Origin of the sequence: Aromatoleum sp., assembly GCF_036675785.1 — a bacterium.
GTDB lineage: Bacteria > Pseudomonadota > Gammaproteobacteria > Burkholderiales > Rhodocyclaceae > Aromatoleum.
On the sequence record NZ_JAKFEF010000002.1, the window covers coordinates 1 to 17,343 of the forward strand.

Consider the following 17,343-nt stretch of genomic DNA (forward strand, 5'->3'; position numbering starts at 1 on the left):
CGGCGTGCCGGCGCGGACGCGTCGATACGGAGCCGGTGGCGATCTGCCGCCTCAAGCGCGTCGCGGCCGACTTCAAGGACGACATCGAGGATCTGCTGCCGAAGGCGCCGGCTGCGAAGAATGGCAAGCGCATCGCCTGTGTCGGCGCTGGACCGGCTTCGCTGACGGTCGCGCGCGACCTCGCGGTGCTCGGCTACCAGGTCACCGTGTTCGACAGCGGCACGTCGGCCGGCGGCATGATGCGCAGCCAGATCCCGAAGTTCCGCCTGCCTGATAGCGTGATCGACGAGGAGTGCGGCTACATCGCCGGGCTCGACGTCGAGATGCGGCAGAACACCTGGATCGCGAGCCTGCGCGAACTCCTCGCCGGCAGCTGGGACGCGGTGTTCGTCGGCACCGGCGCACCGCGCGGGCGCGACGCAGACCTGCCCGGACGCAAGGAAGCCGCGGCACACATCCACGTCGGCATCGACTGGCTGTCGAACGTCGCCTTCGGCCACGTCACGAGCATCGCGAAGCGCGTTATCGTCCTCGGCGGGGGCAATACCGCGATGGACTGTTGCCGCTCCGCGCGCCGGCTCGGCGGTGAGGACGTGCGGGTCGTCGTCCGCAGCGGCTTCGACGAGATGAAGGCGTCGCCGTGGGAGAAGGAAGACGCGCTGCACGAGGGCATCCCGATCCACAACTTTCTGGTGCAGAAGGAATTCACGCACGACAACGGGCGCCTCACCGGCGTGCTGTTCGAGAAGGTGCGCGCCGAATACGACGATAGCGGCCGGCGTTCGCTGGTGCCGACCGGCGAGCCCGACGTACTGATGGAATGCGACGAGGTGCTGCTCGCGATCGGCCAGGAGAACGCGTTCCCGTGGATCGAGCGCGACATCGGCATCGAGTTCGACCGCTACGGCATGCCGGTGCTCGACGCGAAGACGCTGCAATCGACGCTGCCGCGCGTGTTCTTCGGCGGCGACGCGGCGCTCGGGCCGAAGAACATCATCACCGCGGTCGCGCAAGGCCACGACGCGGCGATCTCGATCGACCTCTTCTGTCGCGGCGAGCCGCTGACGAAGCGCCCGCCGCCGACGGTGAACCTCGTGAGCCAGAAGATGGGCATCCACGAGTGGAGCTACGACAACCAGGTGTCGGAGGAGGCGCGCCGCAAGGTGCCGGTGAAGACGCTCGAACTCGCGCTGAAGGACATCAAGCTCGAATTCGAACTCGGCTACGACCCCGCGCTCGCGTGGGCGGAAGCGGAGCGCTGCCTCAACTGTGACATCGCGACCGTCTTCAAGCCGAAGCTCTGTATCGAATGTGACGCCTGTGTCGACATCTGTCCGACCCAGTGCATCACGTTCACCGGAAACGGCGACGACGAAGAGCTGCGCGGCCGGCTGAATGCGCCCGCGAGGAACCTCGAACAGGCGCTGTATCTCGCCGAAGGACTCAAGACCGGCCGCGTGATGGTCAAGGACGAGAATGTCTGTCTGCATTGCGGCATGTGCGCCGAGCGCTGTCCGACCGGCGCGTGGGACATGCAGAAATTCCGGATCGACGTCGCACAGGCCGGCGTGAAGGGGGAATGAAAATGACGAACGCAAAATCCATCCAGCGGTGCAACGATTTCGTCATCAAGTTCGCGAACGTCAACGGCTCGGGCTCGTCGTCGGCGAACGAACTCTTCGCGCGGGCGGTGATGCGCATGGGAGTGCCGGTCGCGCCGCGAAACATCTTCCCGTCGAACATCCAGGGGCTGCCGACCTGGTACGAGGTCCGCGTGTCCGAAGCGGGCTGGCTCGGTGCGCGCGGCGGCTGCGACATGATGGTCGCGATGAATCCGCAGACCTGGGACCGCGACGTCGCGAGCATCGACCCCGGCGGCTATCTCTTCTATGACTCGACGAAGCTGCTCCCGCCCTCGAAGTTCCGCGACGACATCACGGTCGTCGGCGTGCCGCTCACGGCGATCTGCAACAACGAATATACGGACGCGCGCCAGCGCCAGCTGTTCAAGAACGTGATGTACATCGGCGCGCTGATCGCGCTGCTCGACATGGATTTCACCGTCGTCGAGACGCTGATCACCGACCGTTATCGCGGCAAGGACCAGCTGATCCAGGCGAACATCAATGCGCTGCGCCTCGGTTACGACTATGCGCGGACGAACCTGCCGTGCCCCATCGGACTGACCATCGCGCCCGCCGACGGGGTCGGCGATCGCATTTTCATCGACGGCAACAGCGCCTGCGGGCTCGGTGCCGTCTATGGGGGCGCGACTGTCGCCGGCTGGTATCCGATCACTCCGTCGACCTCGGTCATCGAGTCGTTCTCGAGCTATTGCCGCAAGTACCGGACCGACCCGGACAACGGCCGCGCGCGCTATGCGATCGTGCAGGCCGAGGACGAGCTCGCGTCGATCGGCATGGTCATTGGCGCCGGGTGGAACGGCGCGCGCGCCTTCACCGCGACGTCCGGCCCGGGCATCTCGCTGATGCAGGAGTTCTTCGGGCTCGCGTACTTCGCGGAAATCCCGGCGGTGATTGTCGACATCCAGCGTGGCAGCCCGTCGACCGGAATGCCGACGAAGACGCAGCAGTCGGACCTGCTGTCGTGCGCGTACGCGTCGCACGGCGACACGCGCCACGTGCTGCTGTTCCCCGAAGATCCGTACGAGTGCTTCACGTTCAGCGCACTCGCATTCGATCTCGCCGAGCGGCTGCAGACGCCGGTGTTCGTGCTGTCGGACCTCGACATCGGGATGAACGAGCGCCTGTGTGCGCCGTTCGACTGGAACGACGAGCGTCGCTACGACCGCGGCAAGCTGATGACGCACGACGAACTCGAAGCCGGCAAGGACTTCGGCCGCTACCTCGACGTCGACGGCGACGGCATCCCGTATCGGACCATCCCGGGCACGCACCCGACGCGTGGCGCGTTCTTCACGCGCGGCACGACGCGCAATCCGTACGCGAAATACAGCGAGTCGGGCGCCGACTACGTCTACAACATGGAGCGGCTGCGGCGGAAGTTCGATAGCGCGAAGACGCTCGTGCCGGCGCCGGTGCTGCAATCCGCGTCGCAGCCGACCCGCTACGGCGCGATCCACTTCGGCTCGACCGCCCCGGCGATGGCCGAGGCGAGCGCGCTGCTCGAAGCCGACGGCATCCACGTCGACACGCTGCGCGTGCGCGGTTTCCCGTTTTGCGATGAGATCCTGCAGTTCATCGCGGACCATGAGCAGGTCTTCGTCGTCGAGCAGAACGAGAGCGGCCAGCTCCGCTCAATGTTGATCAACGAAGGCGAAATCGATCCGAAGAGGTTGATCCGCGTGCTCCATTACGACGGCTCGCCGATCACCGCGCGCTTCATCGCCGGCCGGATCGCCGATGCCCTGTCCGACCGCAAGATCAGCCCGCTGCGCAAGGTGGCCCTATGACGTATCTCGCCAAACCGAAACTCCTCGCCGCCGACGCGCCACGCAATGCACTCGGCTACACCAGGCGCGACTACGAGGGCGCGATCTCGACCCTGTGCGCCGGCTGCGGCCACGACTCCATCAGTGCATCGGTCGTGCAGGCGTGCTTCGACCTCGACGTCGAGCCGCACAAGGTCGCGAAGCTCTCCGGCATCGGCTGCTCGTCGAAGACGCCGGATTACTTCCTCGGCAACTCGCACGGCTTCAACAGCGTGCATGGCCGGATGCCGTCGGTGCTGACCGGCGCCGCGCTCGCGAACCGCAACCTGATCTACCTCGGTGTGTCGGGCGACGGCGACTCGGCGTCGATCGGCATCGGGCAGTTCGCGCACGCGATGCGGCGCGGCGTGAACATGACCTACATCGTCGAGAACAACGGCGTGTATGGTCTGACGAAAGGTCAGTTCTCCGCGACCGCGGACAAGGGCTCGAAAAGCAAGAAGGGCGTCATCAACAGCGACAACCCGATCGACCTCGTCGCGCTCGCGCTGCAGCTCGGTGCGACCTACGTCGCGCGCAGCTTCTCGGGCGACAAGGAGCAGCTCGTGCCGCTGATCAAAGGCGCGCTGCGCCACAACGGCCCGGCCTTCATCGACGTCATCAGCCCGTGCGTGACGTTCAACAACCACAGCGGATCGACGAAGAGCTACGACTACGTGCGCGAACACAACGAGGCAGTGAACCGCGTCGAAGTGATCCTGCCGCGCGATCCGATCGAAACCTCGTACCCGGCCGGTTCGTTGCGCCGCATCGTGCAGCACGACGGCTCGATCCTCCATCTGCGCAAGCTCGCGGTCGACTACGACCCGTCGGACCGCATCGGTGCGATGAACCATCTGCAGGAACGCCACGCGCTCGGCGAGATCGTCACCGGGCTGCTGTACGTCGACAGCAGCGGGCAGGACATGCACGCGCACCTGAACACGGTCGAAAAACCGCTGAATCAGCTCGGCGACGCGTACCTGTGTCCCGGCAGCAAGGCGCTCGATGCGCTGAACGCGCTGCTGCGATAGCGCACGCTCTGCGCTTGGAAGGGACCGGTGACGGGGCGATCCCGCTCGTCGCCGGTCCGAAGAAATCAATTCACCGCGATCCAGCGCCTGGCGCCGGCGACGAATTCGTACGCCTGCCACGGGCTCGCTTGTGCCGTCGTTCGCGGACCGGCGCGTTCGCAGAGACCATAACGGAACGGCAACTCATCGCGTCCGGGCAGCTCGAAGCGCAGGTCGCGGAACGTCGCGCAGCGACTTCCGTCGTCGCGGCCCTCGGCATGATCGAGCACGGGGAACATCGCAAACCAGCGATAGAACGCAAAGTCCTGCGCGGTCCAGACTTCGCGCGCGAGCTCCTGCGTTGCGCCGTTGCCGAACTTCGCCCGCGTCTGCCATTCGGCCTGCGCAAACGGCCGATAGGGTGCCGACAGGCGGCGGATGAAGTTGTCGTCGGGATCCGCGCGGCGTACTTCGCTGCGGCGCGTGTTGACGTGCGCGTAATGGTAGCGCTCGCCGTCGAACACGATCGCGGTCCAGTTGAACGGCGAAGCCGGGCGGGGCGCCGCATCGACGGCGACCGGATGGATATCGTTCGCTGCCGCGTACGCGCGCGCGAACGCGAGCGCCTCGCTGCGCCCCGTGGCGCCGACGCCGACCCATCCCGCGACGAGGAGGAGCGCCGCTTCCGCCGGGATCCTGCTGCGTCGCCAGATCGCGCTCGCGCCGAGGCCCGCGACAAGGAGGCCGCTGAGGACGAGGTCGATGATGAAGGTCGTGCCCCAGCCGAAGCGCCGGTCCGAGAGCGGCGCGAAGATCATCGTCCCGAACTGCGTGATCAGATCGCCGACGATGTGGATCAGGAGCGCCGCCGCCGCCACCGGGTAGAACGCCCGCCAGCGCGACGTCATCCCCGCTGCCGGGGCGAACACGCGCGTCGCGAGCCACGACAGCAGCATCGCCCACAGCGGCAGCAGCAACAGCGAATGCGTCACGCCGCGATGGCCGCGCAGGTACGCGATGTCCGAAACGTAGCCGAGCAGAAAGTCGATGTCCGGGAAGGCCGCGGCGACGGTGCCGGCGGCGACGAGCTGCCAGGCGGGCGGGACGGCCGCCTGTCCGGCAGCCGCGGTCGGTATGCGGCGACTCGGCGCCAACAGGCGGCCGACCAGGGCACCGGACAGGGCGTGGGTCAAAGTGTCCATGACGGTTTGGAGGCGAGAAGGAAGATCGGGTTCATCGTCGGGCGACGATGGACCGGGTCACGAACACGACCGCTCACCGCGAGCGCCACGACCATTCGCGCGATGGCACGAGGAGGGTCACAGGAGCGCCGAAGCCGGTCTCGGCGAACAACTCGAGGTCGCCGCTTTCGAGAATCCGCGCGCGCGTTTCGACGACTTCATGCACTTTCCACGGCGAACTCGGACGCCCGCGCAGACGCAGCCGCGGATAGCTCACCCGCAGCACGTCCGCCCATACGTCGTGGACATCCTGCGGCAGACTGACCAGCTTCAGCTCGATCTCGCGACTCATGCGCTCTCCGAAGTTTTCGAATTCCGTCCGCCCCGCGCCTCTTGGGTATCGCGGATCGTGCGGCGACTTTACCCGAGCTTCGTGGCGGAGGCACACGGCAGCGCGGCCGAACGCCGACTGGCGGCACCGTCCGCGGGGCCGACGCTGGAATGTTTGCGCTCCATCATTGCTAAGCGCCGCCACTTCCGATAATTTTTCCGAATCAAACAACTACAGGACGTCATTCACACATGAACGCGCTTCGCCTGGCTTCGGCCTGTCTGCTCGGCATCGCCCTTTCGCCGCTGCACGCGGCCGGTTCTGCGGAATCGGCCGCTCCGGCGTCCACGACGACCCGCCCGGCGGCGACCAGCCTCGTGCAGCTGGCCGACGAAAACCGCAGCGCACGGCTGCTCGAAAAGGCCGTCGCGCGTTACCGCGAGGTGGGCGACGCGGCGCTGCCCGAATTCAACCGCTCGCCGGAGTTCGCCGACAAGGAGCTGTATGTCTACGTCGTCGACCCCGACGGAATGATGCTCGCGAGCGGCGGCCCGTCGGTGAACCTCGTCGGCCGCAACGTTGCCGACATGGAGGACGTCACCGGCAAGCCGTTCTTTCGCGAGTTGCTCGATGCGGCTGCGACTAAGGGCAGCGGGCGCGTCGAGTATCGCTGGGAAAACCGCGCGACGAATCGCATGGAGCGGAAGGTTACGCTGTTCGAAAAGGTCGACGGCCGTATTCTCGCCGTCGGCTACTACCTCCAGCGCGCGTCGCCGGAGGAGGCCAAGGCGCTGCTCGAGCGGGCGGTCGCAGCGGTCAAGGACGGCCAGGTACGCGCGGTCGACGCGTTCAACCGCGTGGATGGCGGCTTCATGCAGGACGACCTCTACGTGTTCGCCGTCGATCTCGCGAGCCGGCGTTTCGTCGCTCACGGCGCCACCCCGGTCCTCGTCGGCCGCGACGCGGTGTCGCTACGCGATCCGAAAGGCAAGTCGATCGTCGCCGACATGATCAACATCGCGGACCGCAAGGGCGAGGGCGAACTCGACTACGCGTGGCGCAACCCCGTCACCGAAAAGCTCGAATCGAAGCACAGCTACTTCCGCAAGGTCGACGGCATGCTCGTCGGCGTCGGCTACTACATCCGCTGACGGCCCCGACGAGGGCGTAACCGACAGTCCTTTGCTGCGGCACCGAAAGCGGGGCCGGTGGCGGCGAAGGGCGCCCGCAGCGCCTCGCTGACAACCGTCCGGGACGCTGCGGTGCTCGCCGTCAGGTATCGGCGCGCTCCCCTTAACCCGGTTCGTCCGCTCGTCCGCGCAAGGCGGGACGGGCGCCCGTTGGAGAATGAAGAGGACCCTTTAGAAGAGTCAACCGCAAGGAATGTTTCCACGCCCTCTCGTATAATTCCTGACTCGAAACCAGTGACGGATCGGAGAAATCCATGCACATCACGCAGCACACGGACTACGCCTTGCGCGTACTGATCTATCTCGCTGCGAACACCGACCGGCTGGTCACGATCGCCGAAGTCTCGCAGCGCTTCGATATCTCCCGCAGCCATCTGATGAAGGTCGCGAACCAGCTCGTCCGCGAAGGGTTCGTCGACGGACTCAGAGGCAAGGGCGGCGGCCTGCGGCTAGCGCGTCCTGCGGCGCAGATCGCGATCGGCGCCGTCGTCCGCCGCATGGAGCGCGGCATGGAACTCGTCGAATGCTTCGGCCACGACAGCAACTGCCTGCTGACGCCGAACTGCAAGCTGAAGGGCGTCCTCGCGACGGCGCTGGAGGCCTTTCTGCACTCGCTTGACCGCGTATCGCTCGCCGAAGTTCTCGAGGCGCCGCAGCGGGAGCTGCTGTACCTCGCAAAGCACGACGCGCCGCATCCGGCGCCGAGGCGAGCCCGCGCCCGTGCCGCGAGGACGCCGCCGAACGTCGGATGATGCGGATTTGCCGGCGGAAGCGGAGTCCGCATCTTGTCCACCGATCATCCTGAGGAAACTCCTGGCCGCTACCCGATTGCGATCGTCGGTGCCGGCGCTCTCGGACTGAGCTTCGCGGCACGCCTCGCCGGCGTCGGTCCGATTGCCGTCGTCGCGCGTAACGAGGCGCGCGCACGGGCATTGCGCAGCGGAATCGAAGTCGGCGGTCAGCCGATCCGCATCGCGGCGTTTACCGCCGCCGACGCGCCCCGCGCCGATTACGTGATCATTCTCGTCAAGGCTGGCGACACCGAGGCCGCCGCGCGCTGTGCGCTCGCGATGCGCCCGAAAGCAGTGCTGTCGCTGCAGAACGGACTCGTCGAGGAGCGCCTTCGCGAGGTGCTCGGCGCGCTGCCGTGCGGGCAGGGCGTCACGACCGCCGGTGCGTGGCGGGATGGAGAGCGCGTCGTTCCCGCCGGGCTCGGCGAGACGCTCGTTCCGCCCGGCTTCGAGCCCGTCGCGGAGCAGTTGTCCCGGGCGGGACTGCCGGCACGCGTCGAGCGCGAAATCTACGCCGCGCGGCTTGCGAAGCTGCTCGTCAATCTCGCAATCAATCCGGTCACCGCGCTCTTCCGCGTGCCGAACGGTGCGCTCGCCGATCCGCCTTACCGCATCTGCGTCGAAGCCTTGGTTCGCGAAGCCTGGCCGGTCCTGCGCGCCGAAGGCCTCGTCCTGAACGAGGCGGCCGCGAAAACGCGGGTCTTCGACGTGATCGCGGGTACCGCGGAGAACCGGTCGAGCATGTTGCAGGACGTCCTCGCCGGTCGCCCGACCGAAATCGATGCGCTCACCGTCGCATTTCTCTCATTGGCCGCGCGCCATCGCGCCGAAGTGCCGACGCACGCGGCCCTTTGCCATCTGTTGCGCCTTTCCGAAGCCTCCCGCTTGGGCACCGCGGCCTCGCAACGCTGAGCGATTGGGATGAGGTCGAGGCCGAAGGGGCCTGACCGCAGGCCAATTTCGATCGCCCGAACGAAAAATCGAAACGAAACTTGCAAAGTCGAAGTCCGATCGCCATAATGCCGGCTCTGCGAACGAGCGAGAGCGGTAAAAACGGCAAAAATCGTCACGGACGCCTGCTTCAAGGTATTCGGGAGTTGTCGGTAGCTCGAGAAAGTTTCGCAAAGGTAGTTGACGCAAGCGCGAGAATGTATAAAATCTCGCTTCTTTGCAAAGCGCCCGTAGCTCATCTGGATAGAGTACTTGGCTACGAACCAAGGGGTAGGGAGTTCGAATCTCTCCGGGCGCGCCAGAATATCAAGCACTTAGGCCAGTCGAAAGACTGGCCTTTTTGCGTTTTGGACGAAACTTCCGGTTTCGCCGTCGCAGGGGCGAAGGGCAGGAATGGGCTTGGAGCGCACGTCGGTCATACCCATGCTCCACGTCCGTCATCCGGCGCCACGGTCGCTTGCGCGCCAGTGTCGAAGGGCTAGGCGCCGGCTCGAACGGGCGGTGCGCGGGAGCCCTCATTGACCGAGTCCGACCCGTTGTTGACGCTCGGTGCGCCGCTGCCGATGAAGGCAGGTTCCCCCTCGGTGTCCGGCTGAGTGAAGTTCGTACTCTCGGCGTCACTGGAGAACCGAGGGCCGGTCGGGTCGAAACAACCGGAAGGCGCGCATCATTGACGTCGATCGCCAGGAATGTTTCGATAGCTCATGGCCAATCCTGCAGCTCCCGCCGACGCGACCGGTCCGCAAGCTGAACGTCCGGAAATCGAATTCCACGACATTCCTTTCCAGGGGATCATCGAGCAGTCGCTGGCGGGCGTATACCTCGTTTTCGACGAGCGGTTCCAGTATGTGAACTCGACCTTCGCCGAGATGTTCGGATACACGCAGAAGGAGTTCGTCGGGACGTCGATCGTAGACCTCGTTCTCCCGGATTTTCTCGGGGAGGCGATGAAGAATTACCGTCTTCGCGTGTACGAAGGGGTGGCGTCGATCCGCTATTTCACCCGCTGTCGGCATCGCGACGGCCATGTCGTTCATATCGAGGTGCACGGTTCGCGAGTTGACTACCGCGGCCATCCCGCGCTGGCGGGGGTCGTAATCGACGTCACCGAGCGGGTTCGCCGCGATCAGGATCTCCAGCGCTCGCGGCGGCGGTTGCGCGAACTGGCGTCGTATCTCAACAGTGCGCGCGAGGAGTTGCGCAGTCAGCTCGCGCGCGAGTTGCACGATGTCCTCGGCGGAATGCTCAGTTCGATCAAGCTCGATGTCTTTCGCATCCAGCGGCGGACTTCCGATCCTGCGCTGGCGGAGATCCGTGAGATTACGGAAGAACTCCTGCCGCTCGTCCAGGACACGATCGATACCGTCCGACAGATTTCGGACGAGTTGCGGCCGGGCATGCTGGATACGCTCGGGCTGGTTGCCACCATTCGCAGTGAGCTCGAAGCCTTCGGGCGCCGCAACGAAATCCCGGTCGGATTCACGGTGGAGGGGGGCGAGCCCGACTTGTCCGTGGAGACGGCCACCCAATGCTTCAGGGTGTTGCAGGAGGCCTTGACGAATATCGGGCGGCACGCGGAGGCAGAAACGGTCGAGGTGCGCGTGCGCAGCCGGGACGGTTGCTTCGAGATGCAGGTTCGCGACGACGGGAAAGGCATCGACCGGCCGTCGATGCGGGAAGGGTCGATCGGGATGTTGAGCATGGCCGAACGCGCGCGTAGCATCGGCGGCTCCTTGTATGTACATGCGCGTGCTGGCGGGGGAACCGTCGTGCTCCTGGCTGTGCCGGGCCACTCGGGGCGACGGAGTAATGATCGAGCTGCTGATCGTCGATGACCACACAATCTTCCGCTCCGGGCTGAGGCGCATGCTCTCGGACGAGGCGGACATCCACGTCGCGGACGAGGCGAGCGACGGGGCGAGCGCGCTCGCGAAGATCCGCGCTGGCGAGTTCGACGTCGTGATCATGGACATCAACATGGCGGGGCGCAGCGGTCTCGACACGCTGGAGTCGATCCGCATCGAGCGACCGGACCTGCCGGTGATCATGTTGTCCATGTATCCGGAGGAGCAGTACGCGGTGCTCGCGTTGCGCGCGCGGGCGAACGCCTACCTTTCGAAGGATGTGGAGGCGCAGGAACTGCTGAGCGCGATCCGTCACGTAGTCGGGGGAGGGCGCTATGTGTCGCCGCGCAGTGCCGCGAATCTCCTGATGCAGATGGATCGGACGCGCGAGGGCGCTCCCCATGAGAAGCTCACCGCGCGCGAGATGCAGGTGATGATGAAGATCGTGCGCGGCATGTCGCTGACCGACGTGGGCGTGCAAATGTGCCTGTCGGTGAAGACGGTGAGCACCTACCGCAACCGCATCCTCGAGAAGCTCGGCCTCACGAGCAACGCCGAGCTGGTGCAATACGCGATGCGCAACGGGCTGCTGGACTGAGCCGCGGGCCGCCGCTCCCCCTGCTTCGCCTGCACGGATTCTCCGCGCGTCGCGTCGCGGAATCCGGGTCATGATTCAAGGCGATTCATGAAGACGGACGAGTCTGTATCGCGATAACCCCCGCATTGTCTTCGCGTGCTTGCTGCATAAGGCACTCGGCGCCTACCGTCCTTCCCCCGTCCGCAATCGGAAATTTCCTACAAGAGGTCGGGAACACGCCGACAGTCCGACCTCGGGCCCTCCCCTAGTATTCGATCAACGCGCGATTGTCATGAGTCATCAGAGACAGATCTAACGCGAGGATACGTATCACGTCTGACGACGGATGCACGAACCCGAAGAGAGGAGAAAGAACATGTACGCCCAGATGGTGGACACGGGGATGAAGCGGGTGCAGGGCCTGGACGAGATGTCGCCCGAGGAGCGCGCGTTTCAGGAAAAGATCGACGCCGGCATCAAGATCGAGGCGAAGGACTGGATGCCCGAGGGCTACCGTCGCACGCTGATCCGCCAGATCTCGCAGCACGCGCACTCGGAAATCGTCGGCCAGCTGCCCGAAGGCAACTGGGTCACGCGCGCGCCGACGCTGAAGCGCAAGGCGATCCTGCTGGCCAAGATCCAGGACGAGGCCGGCCACGGGCTGTACCTCTACAGCGCGGCCGAGACGCTCGGCGTGACGCGCGACCAGGTCTATGCGGACCTGCTGTCGGGCAAAGTGAAATATTCCAGCATCTTCAACTACCCGACCACGAACTGGGCCGACATCGGCACGGTCGGCTGGCTCGTCGACGGCGCGGCGATCATGAACCAGATCCCGTTGTGCCGCTGCTCCTACGGCCCGTATTCGCGCGCGATGGTGCGTGTGTGCAAGGAGGAGTCCTTCCACCAGCGCCAGGGCTACGACCTCGTGATGACGATGGCGCGCGGCACGCCCGAACAGAAGCAGATGGCGCAGGACGCGCTGAACCGCTGGTGGTGGCCGGCCCTGATGATGTTCGGGCCCCCGGACAGCGACTCGGTGCATAGCGCGCAGTCGATGCAGTGGAAGATCAAGATCCTGTCGAACGACGAGCTGCGCCAGAAGTTCGTCGACCAGACCGTGCCGCAGGCCGAATACCTGGGCCTCACCGTGCCCGATCCCGAGCTGAAGTGGAACGAGGACACCGGCCACTACGACTTCGGCCAGATCGACTGGGAGGAATTCCGCCAGGTCGTCGCCGGCAACGGCCCCTGTAACCGCGACCGCCTGCGCACCCGCGTGAAGGCCTGGGACGACGGTGCGTGGTTCCGCGACGCGCTGCTCGCCCACGCCGAAAAGAAATCCGAAAGACAGGTTGCGGCAGCCAAGGCCGCCTGACATCAGCACGGTCACCGACTGCTTCCGTTCGCCCTGAGCCCGTCGAAGGGCAATAGCAGGGCTTCGACAGGCACAGCCGAACGGTATTTCGTGGCCCGCGCGTAATAACGAGATCGAGAGGAGAAGAGAAATGAAGGAATGGCCCCTTTGGGAAGTGTTCATCCGCAGCCAGCACGGCCTTGCGCACAAGCACGTCGGCAGCCTCCATGCGCCGGATGCCGAGATGGCGATCAACAACGCCCGCGACGTCTACACGCGCCGCAACGAAGGCCTGTCGATCTGGGTCGTGCCCGCGTCCGAAGTGACCGCGAGCAGTCCGGCCGACAAGGAAGCGCTGTTCGAGCCCGCGAACAACAAGATCTATCGTCACCCGACTTTCTTCCCGGTGCCGGAAGAAGTGAAGCACATGTGATGACCAGGACCGGAGACAGACATGCTGCTCGATGACAAGTCCGTTTATCTGATGCGCCTCGGCGACAACGCGCTGGTGCTGTCGCAGCGCCTTTCGGAGTGGTGCGGCAAGGGCCCGGCCTTCGAGGAGGACATGGCGCTGACCAACATTGCGCTCGACCTGATCGGCCAGGCGCGGATGTGGCTGTCCTACGCCGGCGAGGTCGAGGGACGCGGCCGCGACGAGGACGCGCTGGCCTTCCGCCGCGACTCGCACGAGTTCACGAACCTGCTGCTGGTGGAGCAGCCGAACGGCGATTACGCCCAGACGCTGGTGCGCCAGTTCTTCTTCGACGCGTGGCATCAGCTCGTGCTGGAGGCGCTGATGCGCTCGTCCGACGACCGCATCGCCGACATCGCCTCGAAGGCGATCAAGGAAGTGGCCTACCACCTGCGCCGCAGCAGCGACCTGGTGGTGCGCCTGGGTGACGGCAGCGCCGAGAGCCGCCGCCGCGTGCAGGCCGCGGTGGATGAGCTGTGGATGTTCACCGGCGAGATGTTCAACGCCGACGAGACCGAGGAACTGCTCGGCGCGCAGGGCCTGGCGTGCGATCCCTCGACGCTGAAGGGCGCGTGGCTCGCGATCGTGAGCGAAGTCTTCGCCGAGGCGACGCTCGAGATTCCCGCAGGCGAATGGATGCAGAAGGGCGGCAAGCAGGGGCGGCACGGGGAAAACCTGGGCCTGCTGCTCGCCGAGATGCAGTTCCTGCAGCGCGCCTATCCCGGCGCGACTTGGTGAGCGTGCCGGCGATGGCCGACTTGCGCGAACGCAGCGACAGAGTGTGGGGCTGGCTGGCCGATGTGCCCGATCCCGAAATTCCGGCCATTTCCATCGTCGATCTGGGGATCGTGAGGGAGGTGAACTGGCACAACGAGCCGGCCGGGGCGGTGTGCGAGGTGGTGATCACGCCGACCTATTCGGGTTGTCCGGCGACGGAAGTCATCGGCCGCTCCATCGAGGAGGCGCTGCGCGAGCGGGGGGTGGAGCGCGTGCGGCTCGAAAGCCGCATCGCGCCGGCCTGGACGACGGACTGGCTGACCAGCGAGGGACGCCGGAAACTGCAGGAATACGGCATCGCGCCGCCTGCCCGTCGCGCCGACGGGCGCCAGGTGATCGACATCAGCAGGCTGCGCCGGCATGCCGTCGAGGACGCGCCCGCCGCATGTCCGCACTGCGGCTCGGCGAACACCGCGCCGATCAGCCGTCATGGTTCGACCCCGTGCAAGGCGCTCCACCGCTGCCTCGACTGCCTCGAACCGTTCGACTACTTCAAGTGCCACTGAGAAAGGCACGCCGAGAGGAGCAAGAGAGATGAGCAAGTTTCACGATATGCGGGTCGCCAGCGTGCGCCCCGAGACCCGCGACGCGATCGTCGTCACCTTCGACGTGCCGCCCTCGCTCGCGGAGGCGTTCCACTACGCCCCCGGCCAGCACCTGACGCTGCGCACCGAGATCGGCGGCGAGGACGTACGCCGGTCCTACTCGATCTGTTCGGGCGCCGACGAGCGCGCGCTGCGCATCGCGATCAAGCGCGTGCATGGGGGCCTGTTCTCGAACTGGGCGAACGACTTCCTGAAGCCGGGCGTGAGCGTCGAAGTGATGCCGCCCTCGGGCCATTTCGGCGTCGCGCCGGACGCGCACCAGCACCGCAGCTACGCGGCGTTCGCGGCGGGCAGCGGCATCACCCCGATCCTGTCGCTGGTCACGACGATCCTCGCCGCCGAGCGGGGCAGCCGCTTCACGCTGGTGTACGGCAACCGCTCGTCGTCGAGCGTGATGTTCCGCGAAGAGCTGGCGGACCTGAAGGACCAGTACGGCGAGCGCCTCAACCTAGTGCATGTGCTGTCGCGTGAGCAGCAGGACATCGACCTCTTCAACGGCCGCATCGACCGCGAGCGCTGCGACGCGCTGCTCAAGCGCTGGATCGACCCGAAGCGCATCGACGTCGCCTTCATCTGCGGCCCGATGGACATGATGGAAGCGGTATCGGCCTCGCTGCAGGAGCACGGCGTGCCCAAGTCGGCGATCAAGATGGAACTCTTCGCGACCAGCCTGCCGAAGGGGCCGCGGCCGGCGCATTCGCATCCGGTCAAGGGGACGGAGGACTGCGAAGTCACCGTGATCCAGGACGGCCGCGTGCGTCAATTCATGATGCCGAAGAACCGCGAATCCGTGCTCGACGCCGGCCTCGCGCAGGGCATCGAGATGCCGTATTCGTGCAAGGGCGGCGTGTGCTCGACCTGCCGCTGCAAAGTGATCGACGGCGAGGTGGACCACGACACCAACTTCGCGCTCGAGGACTACGAGGTCGCGCGCGGCTTCCGCCTGTCGTGCCAGAGCTATCCGGTCACTGACAAGCTGGTCATCGACTTCGACCAGGAAACCTGAGCCCTCACCCGACGCACCCCCGGCAGCGGCCCGAAAAGAGGCCGCGCCGGCACCCAGCCCATAGAGAGAATCGAAATGACCCACCCGATGTTTGATCGCCGTCAGGCGATGCTCGACCGCGCGGTCCAGGCCGTCGCCGACCGCGGCTACTGGAGCCCGTTCTCCGAAATGCCGAGCCCGAAGGTGTATGGCGAAACCGCGATGGCCGACGGCCGCGCCGCCTTGGACGCCTATTGCGGCACCGACTTCGAGCTCGACCAGCCCGGCTGCACCGGCACCGCGGGCAGCGAGCGCTCGCCCTACGGCGTGCCGATGAACATCCGTTATCCGCGCTGCAGCGGCGAGGCGCTGATCGAGGCCTCGCAGGCGGCGCGTGCGTCGCTGCAGGCCCTCGGCGCGGAAGGACGCGTCGGTGCGCTGCTCGAAGCGCTCATGCGCCTCAACCAGCGCAGCTTCGAGATCGCCCATGCGGTGATGTTCACGACCGGCCAGGGGTGGATGATGGCCTTCCAGGCGGGCGCTGCGCATGCGCAGGACCGCGCGCTCGAAGCCGTCGCCTACGCCTGGCGCGAGATGTCGGCGATTCCCGCCGAGGCGCACTGGGAAAAGCCGCAAGGCAAGAATCCGGCGCTGGTGCTGAAGAAGCGCTACGAGATCGTCGGCCGCGGCGTCGCGCTGGTGATCGGCTGCGGCACCTTCCCGACCTGGAACACCTATCCGGGCCTCTTTGCGGCGCTCGCGACCGGCAACCCGGTCATCGTGAAGCCGCACCGCAACGCGATCCTGCCCGCCGCGATCACCGTGCGCGTGCTGCGCGAAGTGCTCGCGGAAGCAGGCGCGGACCCCAACGCCGTGCTGCTCGCCGTCGATGACTCGCGCGAACTGACGCGCTTCCTCGCGACGCACAAGGCGGTGAAGTCGATCGACTTCACCGGCAGCAACACCTTCGGCAACTGGCTGATCGAGAACTGCCGGCAGGCGCAGGTGTATGCGGAGCTCGCTGGCGTGAACAACGTCGTCATCGAATCGACCGACGACTACAAGGGCATGCTGCGCAACCTCGCCTTCACGCTGTCGCTGTACTCGGGGCAGATGTGCACGACGACGCAGGCGATCCTCGTGCCGGCCGGCGGCATCGACACCGACCAGGGCCACAAGAGCTTCGATGAGGTCGCGGCCGACCTGGGCCGGTCGATCGACAAGCTGCTCGCCGATCCGGCCGTCGCCGCGGCGGTGCTCGGCTGCATCCAGTCGTCCGACACGCTGGGCCGCCTCGACGAGGCGGCGAGCTGGGGCGAGGTGGTGCTGGCGTCGAAGCCGGTCGCGCATCCCGATTTCGCAGAAGCGACCGTGCGCACGCCGGTGCTGCTGAAGTGCGACGCTGCGGACGAGGCGGTCTACATGGAAGAGCGCTTCGGTCCGATCGCCTTCGTCGTGCGCACCGCGGACGCTGCGGCAGCCGTCGCGCTGTCGGAGCGCATCACGACCGAGCACGGCGCGCTGACCGTGGGCGCCTACAGCAGCAAGCCGGAATTCGTGCAGCAGGTCGTCGCGGCGACCCAGCGCGCGGGCGTGGCGCTGTCGCTGAACCTGACCGGCAGCGTCTATGTGAACCAGTCGGCGGCGTACTCGGACTACCACGGCACCGGCGCCAATCCGTCGGCCAACGCGAGCTATTCGGACAGCGCCTTCGTCGCGAACCGCTTCCGTGTGATCCAGCATCGCTTCACCGCGTAAGCGACAACATAACCACAACATACCTAGCAGACAGGACGGCGAAGCGGACCCGGACAGGAA

At 66.1% G+C, this 17,343-nt stretch carries 16 protein-coding genes and 1 tRNA gene; 15 read left to right on the forward strand and 2 right to left on the reverse strand.

Annotation, left to right across the window (positions count from 1 at the left end):
* The 3 genes from V6M37_RS00365 to V6M37_RS00375 form a co-directional block, all read left to right on the forward strand.
* Positions 1-1,583, forward strand: a 1,583-nt coding sequence (locus V6M37_RS00365) for an FAD-dependent oxidoreductase (protein ID WP_332669913.1), incomplete at its 5' end; no start/stop codon positions are given.
* A 2-nt stretch (positions 1,584-1,585) separates the two neighbouring features.
* Positions 1,586-3,433, forward strand: a complete 1,848-nt coding sequence (locus V6M37_RS00370; RefSeq protein WP_332669917.1) for a 2-oxoacid:acceptor oxidoreductase subunit alpha — start codon at positions 1,586-1,588, stop codon at positions 3,431-3,433.
* Positions 3,430-4,485 (forward strand): 2-oxoacid:ferredoxin oxidoreductase subunit beta, encoded by a 1,056-nt coding sequence (locus V6M37_RS00375; protein WP_332669920.1) that lies wholly within the window; start codon positions 3,430-3,432, stop codon positions 4,483-4,485. The genes V6M37_RS00370 and V6M37_RS00375 overlap by 4 nt, the downstream gene beginning before the upstream one ends.
* A 65-nt stretch (positions 4,486-4,550) precedes the next feature.
* Here the strand turns inward: V6M37_RS00375 and V6M37_RS00380 are convergent, their stop codons facing one another.
* Together V6M37_RS00380 and V6M37_RS00385 are read right to left on the reverse strand one after the other, a co-directional pair.
* A complete protein-coding gene (locus tag V6M37_RS00380; protein ID WP_332669922.1) occupies positions 4,551-5,666 on the reverse strand; it encodes a metal-dependent hydrolase in 1,116 nt (371 codons plus the stop codon).
* 73 nt (positions 5,667-5,739) lie between these two features.
* The gene (locus V6M37_RS00385; RefSeq protein ID WP_332669924.1) at positions 5,740-5,997 is read right to left on the reverse strand and encodes a hypothetical protein; all 258 of its coding nucleotides are present in this window, start codon (positions 5,995-5,997) and stop codon (positions 5,740-5,742) included.
* Positions 5,998-6,227: 230 nt separating this feature from the next.
* Between V6M37_RS00385 and V6M37_RS00390 the strand changes: the two genes are divergently transcribed.
* From V6M37_RS00390 to paaN, 12 genes are all read left to right on the forward strand, one after another.
* Positions 6,228-7,127, forward strand: coding sequence for a cache domain-containing protein (locus V6M37_RS00390; RefSeq protein WP_332669927.1), 900 nt, complete (start codon positions 6,228-6,230; stop codon positions 7,125-7,127).
* Between the two features lie 293 nt (positions 7,128-7,420).
* Complete coding sequence (locus V6M37_RS00395) at positions 7,421-7,918, forward strand: Rrf2 family transcriptional regulator (protein ID WP_332669929.1); 498 nt, start codon at positions 7,421-7,423, stop codon at positions 7,916-7,918.
* Between the two features lie 33 nt (positions 7,919-7,951).
* Positions 7,952-8,869 carry a ketopantoate reductase family protein gene (locus V6M37_RS00400; RefSeq protein ID WP_332669931.1) on the forward strand — a complete coding sequence of 306 codons (918 nt, stop codon included), beginning with the start codon at positions 7,952-7,954 and terminating at the stop codon, positions 8,867-8,869.
* A 263-nt stretch (positions 8,870-9,132) separates the two neighbouring features.
* Positions 9,133-9,209, forward strand: a tRNA-Arg gene (locus V6M37_RS00405).
* A 403-nt stretch (positions 9,210-9,612) separates the two neighbouring features.
* Entirely contained in the window at positions 9,613-10,743 is a 1,131-nt protein-coding gene (locus V6M37_RS00410; protein ID WP_332669933.1) for a PAS domain-containing sensor histidine kinase, read from the forward strand.
* Positions 10,718-11,350: a response regulator transcription factor gene (locus V6M37_RS00415; protein WP_332669935.1), complete on the forward strand. Its 633-nt coding sequence runs from the start codon at positions 10,718-10,720 to the stop codon at positions 11,348-11,350. Before V6M37_RS00410 ends, V6M37_RS00415 begins: the two co-directional genes overlap by 26 nt.
* Before the next feature lie 355 nt (positions 11,351-11,705).
* Positions 11,706-12,707 carry a 1,2-phenylacetyl-CoA epoxidase subunit PaaA gene (gene paaA, locus V6M37_RS00420; RefSeq protein WP_332669937.1) on the forward strand — a complete coding sequence of 334 codons (1,002 nt, stop codon included), beginning with the start codon at positions 11,706-11,708 and terminating at the stop codon, positions 12,705-12,707.
* Positions 12,708-12,837: 130 nt separating this feature from the next.
* On the forward strand, positions 12,838-13,119 hold the full coding sequence (gene paaB, locus V6M37_RS00425) for a 1,2-phenylacetyl-CoA epoxidase subunit PaaB (protein WP_053419311.1): 282 nt from the start codon (positions 12,838-12,840) through the stop codon (positions 13,117-13,119).
* A gap of 21 nt (positions 13,120-13,140) precedes the next feature.
* A complete protein-coding gene (gene paaC, locus V6M37_RS00430; RefSeq protein WP_332669944.1) occupies positions 13,141-13,896 on the forward strand; it encodes a 1,2-phenylacetyl-CoA epoxidase subunit PaaC in 756 nt (251 codons plus the stop codon).
* An 11-nt stretch (positions 13,897-13,907) separates the two neighbouring features.
* Positions 13,908-14,441: a 1,2-phenylacetyl-CoA epoxidase subunit PaaD gene (gene paaD, locus V6M37_RS00435; protein WP_332670009.1), complete on the forward strand. Its 534-nt coding sequence runs from the start codon at positions 13,908-13,910 to the stop codon at positions 14,439-14,441.
* A 28-nt stretch (positions 14,442-14,469) separates the two neighbouring features.
* Positions 14,470-15,546 (forward strand): 1,2-phenylacetyl-CoA epoxidase subunit PaaE, encoded by a 1,077-nt coding sequence (gene paaE, locus V6M37_RS00440; protein ID WP_332669946.1) that lies wholly within the window; start codon positions 14,470-14,472, stop codon positions 15,544-15,546.
* A 75-nt stretch (positions 15,547-15,621) separates the two neighbouring features.
* Positions 15,622-17,283, forward strand: a complete 1,662-nt coding sequence (paaN, locus tag V6M37_RS00445; RefSeq protein ID WP_332669948.1) for a phenylacetic acid degradation protein PaaN — start codon at positions 15,622-15,624, stop codon at positions 17,281-17,283.
* The last annotated feature ends 60 nt before the right edge of the window (positions 17,284-17,343 follow it).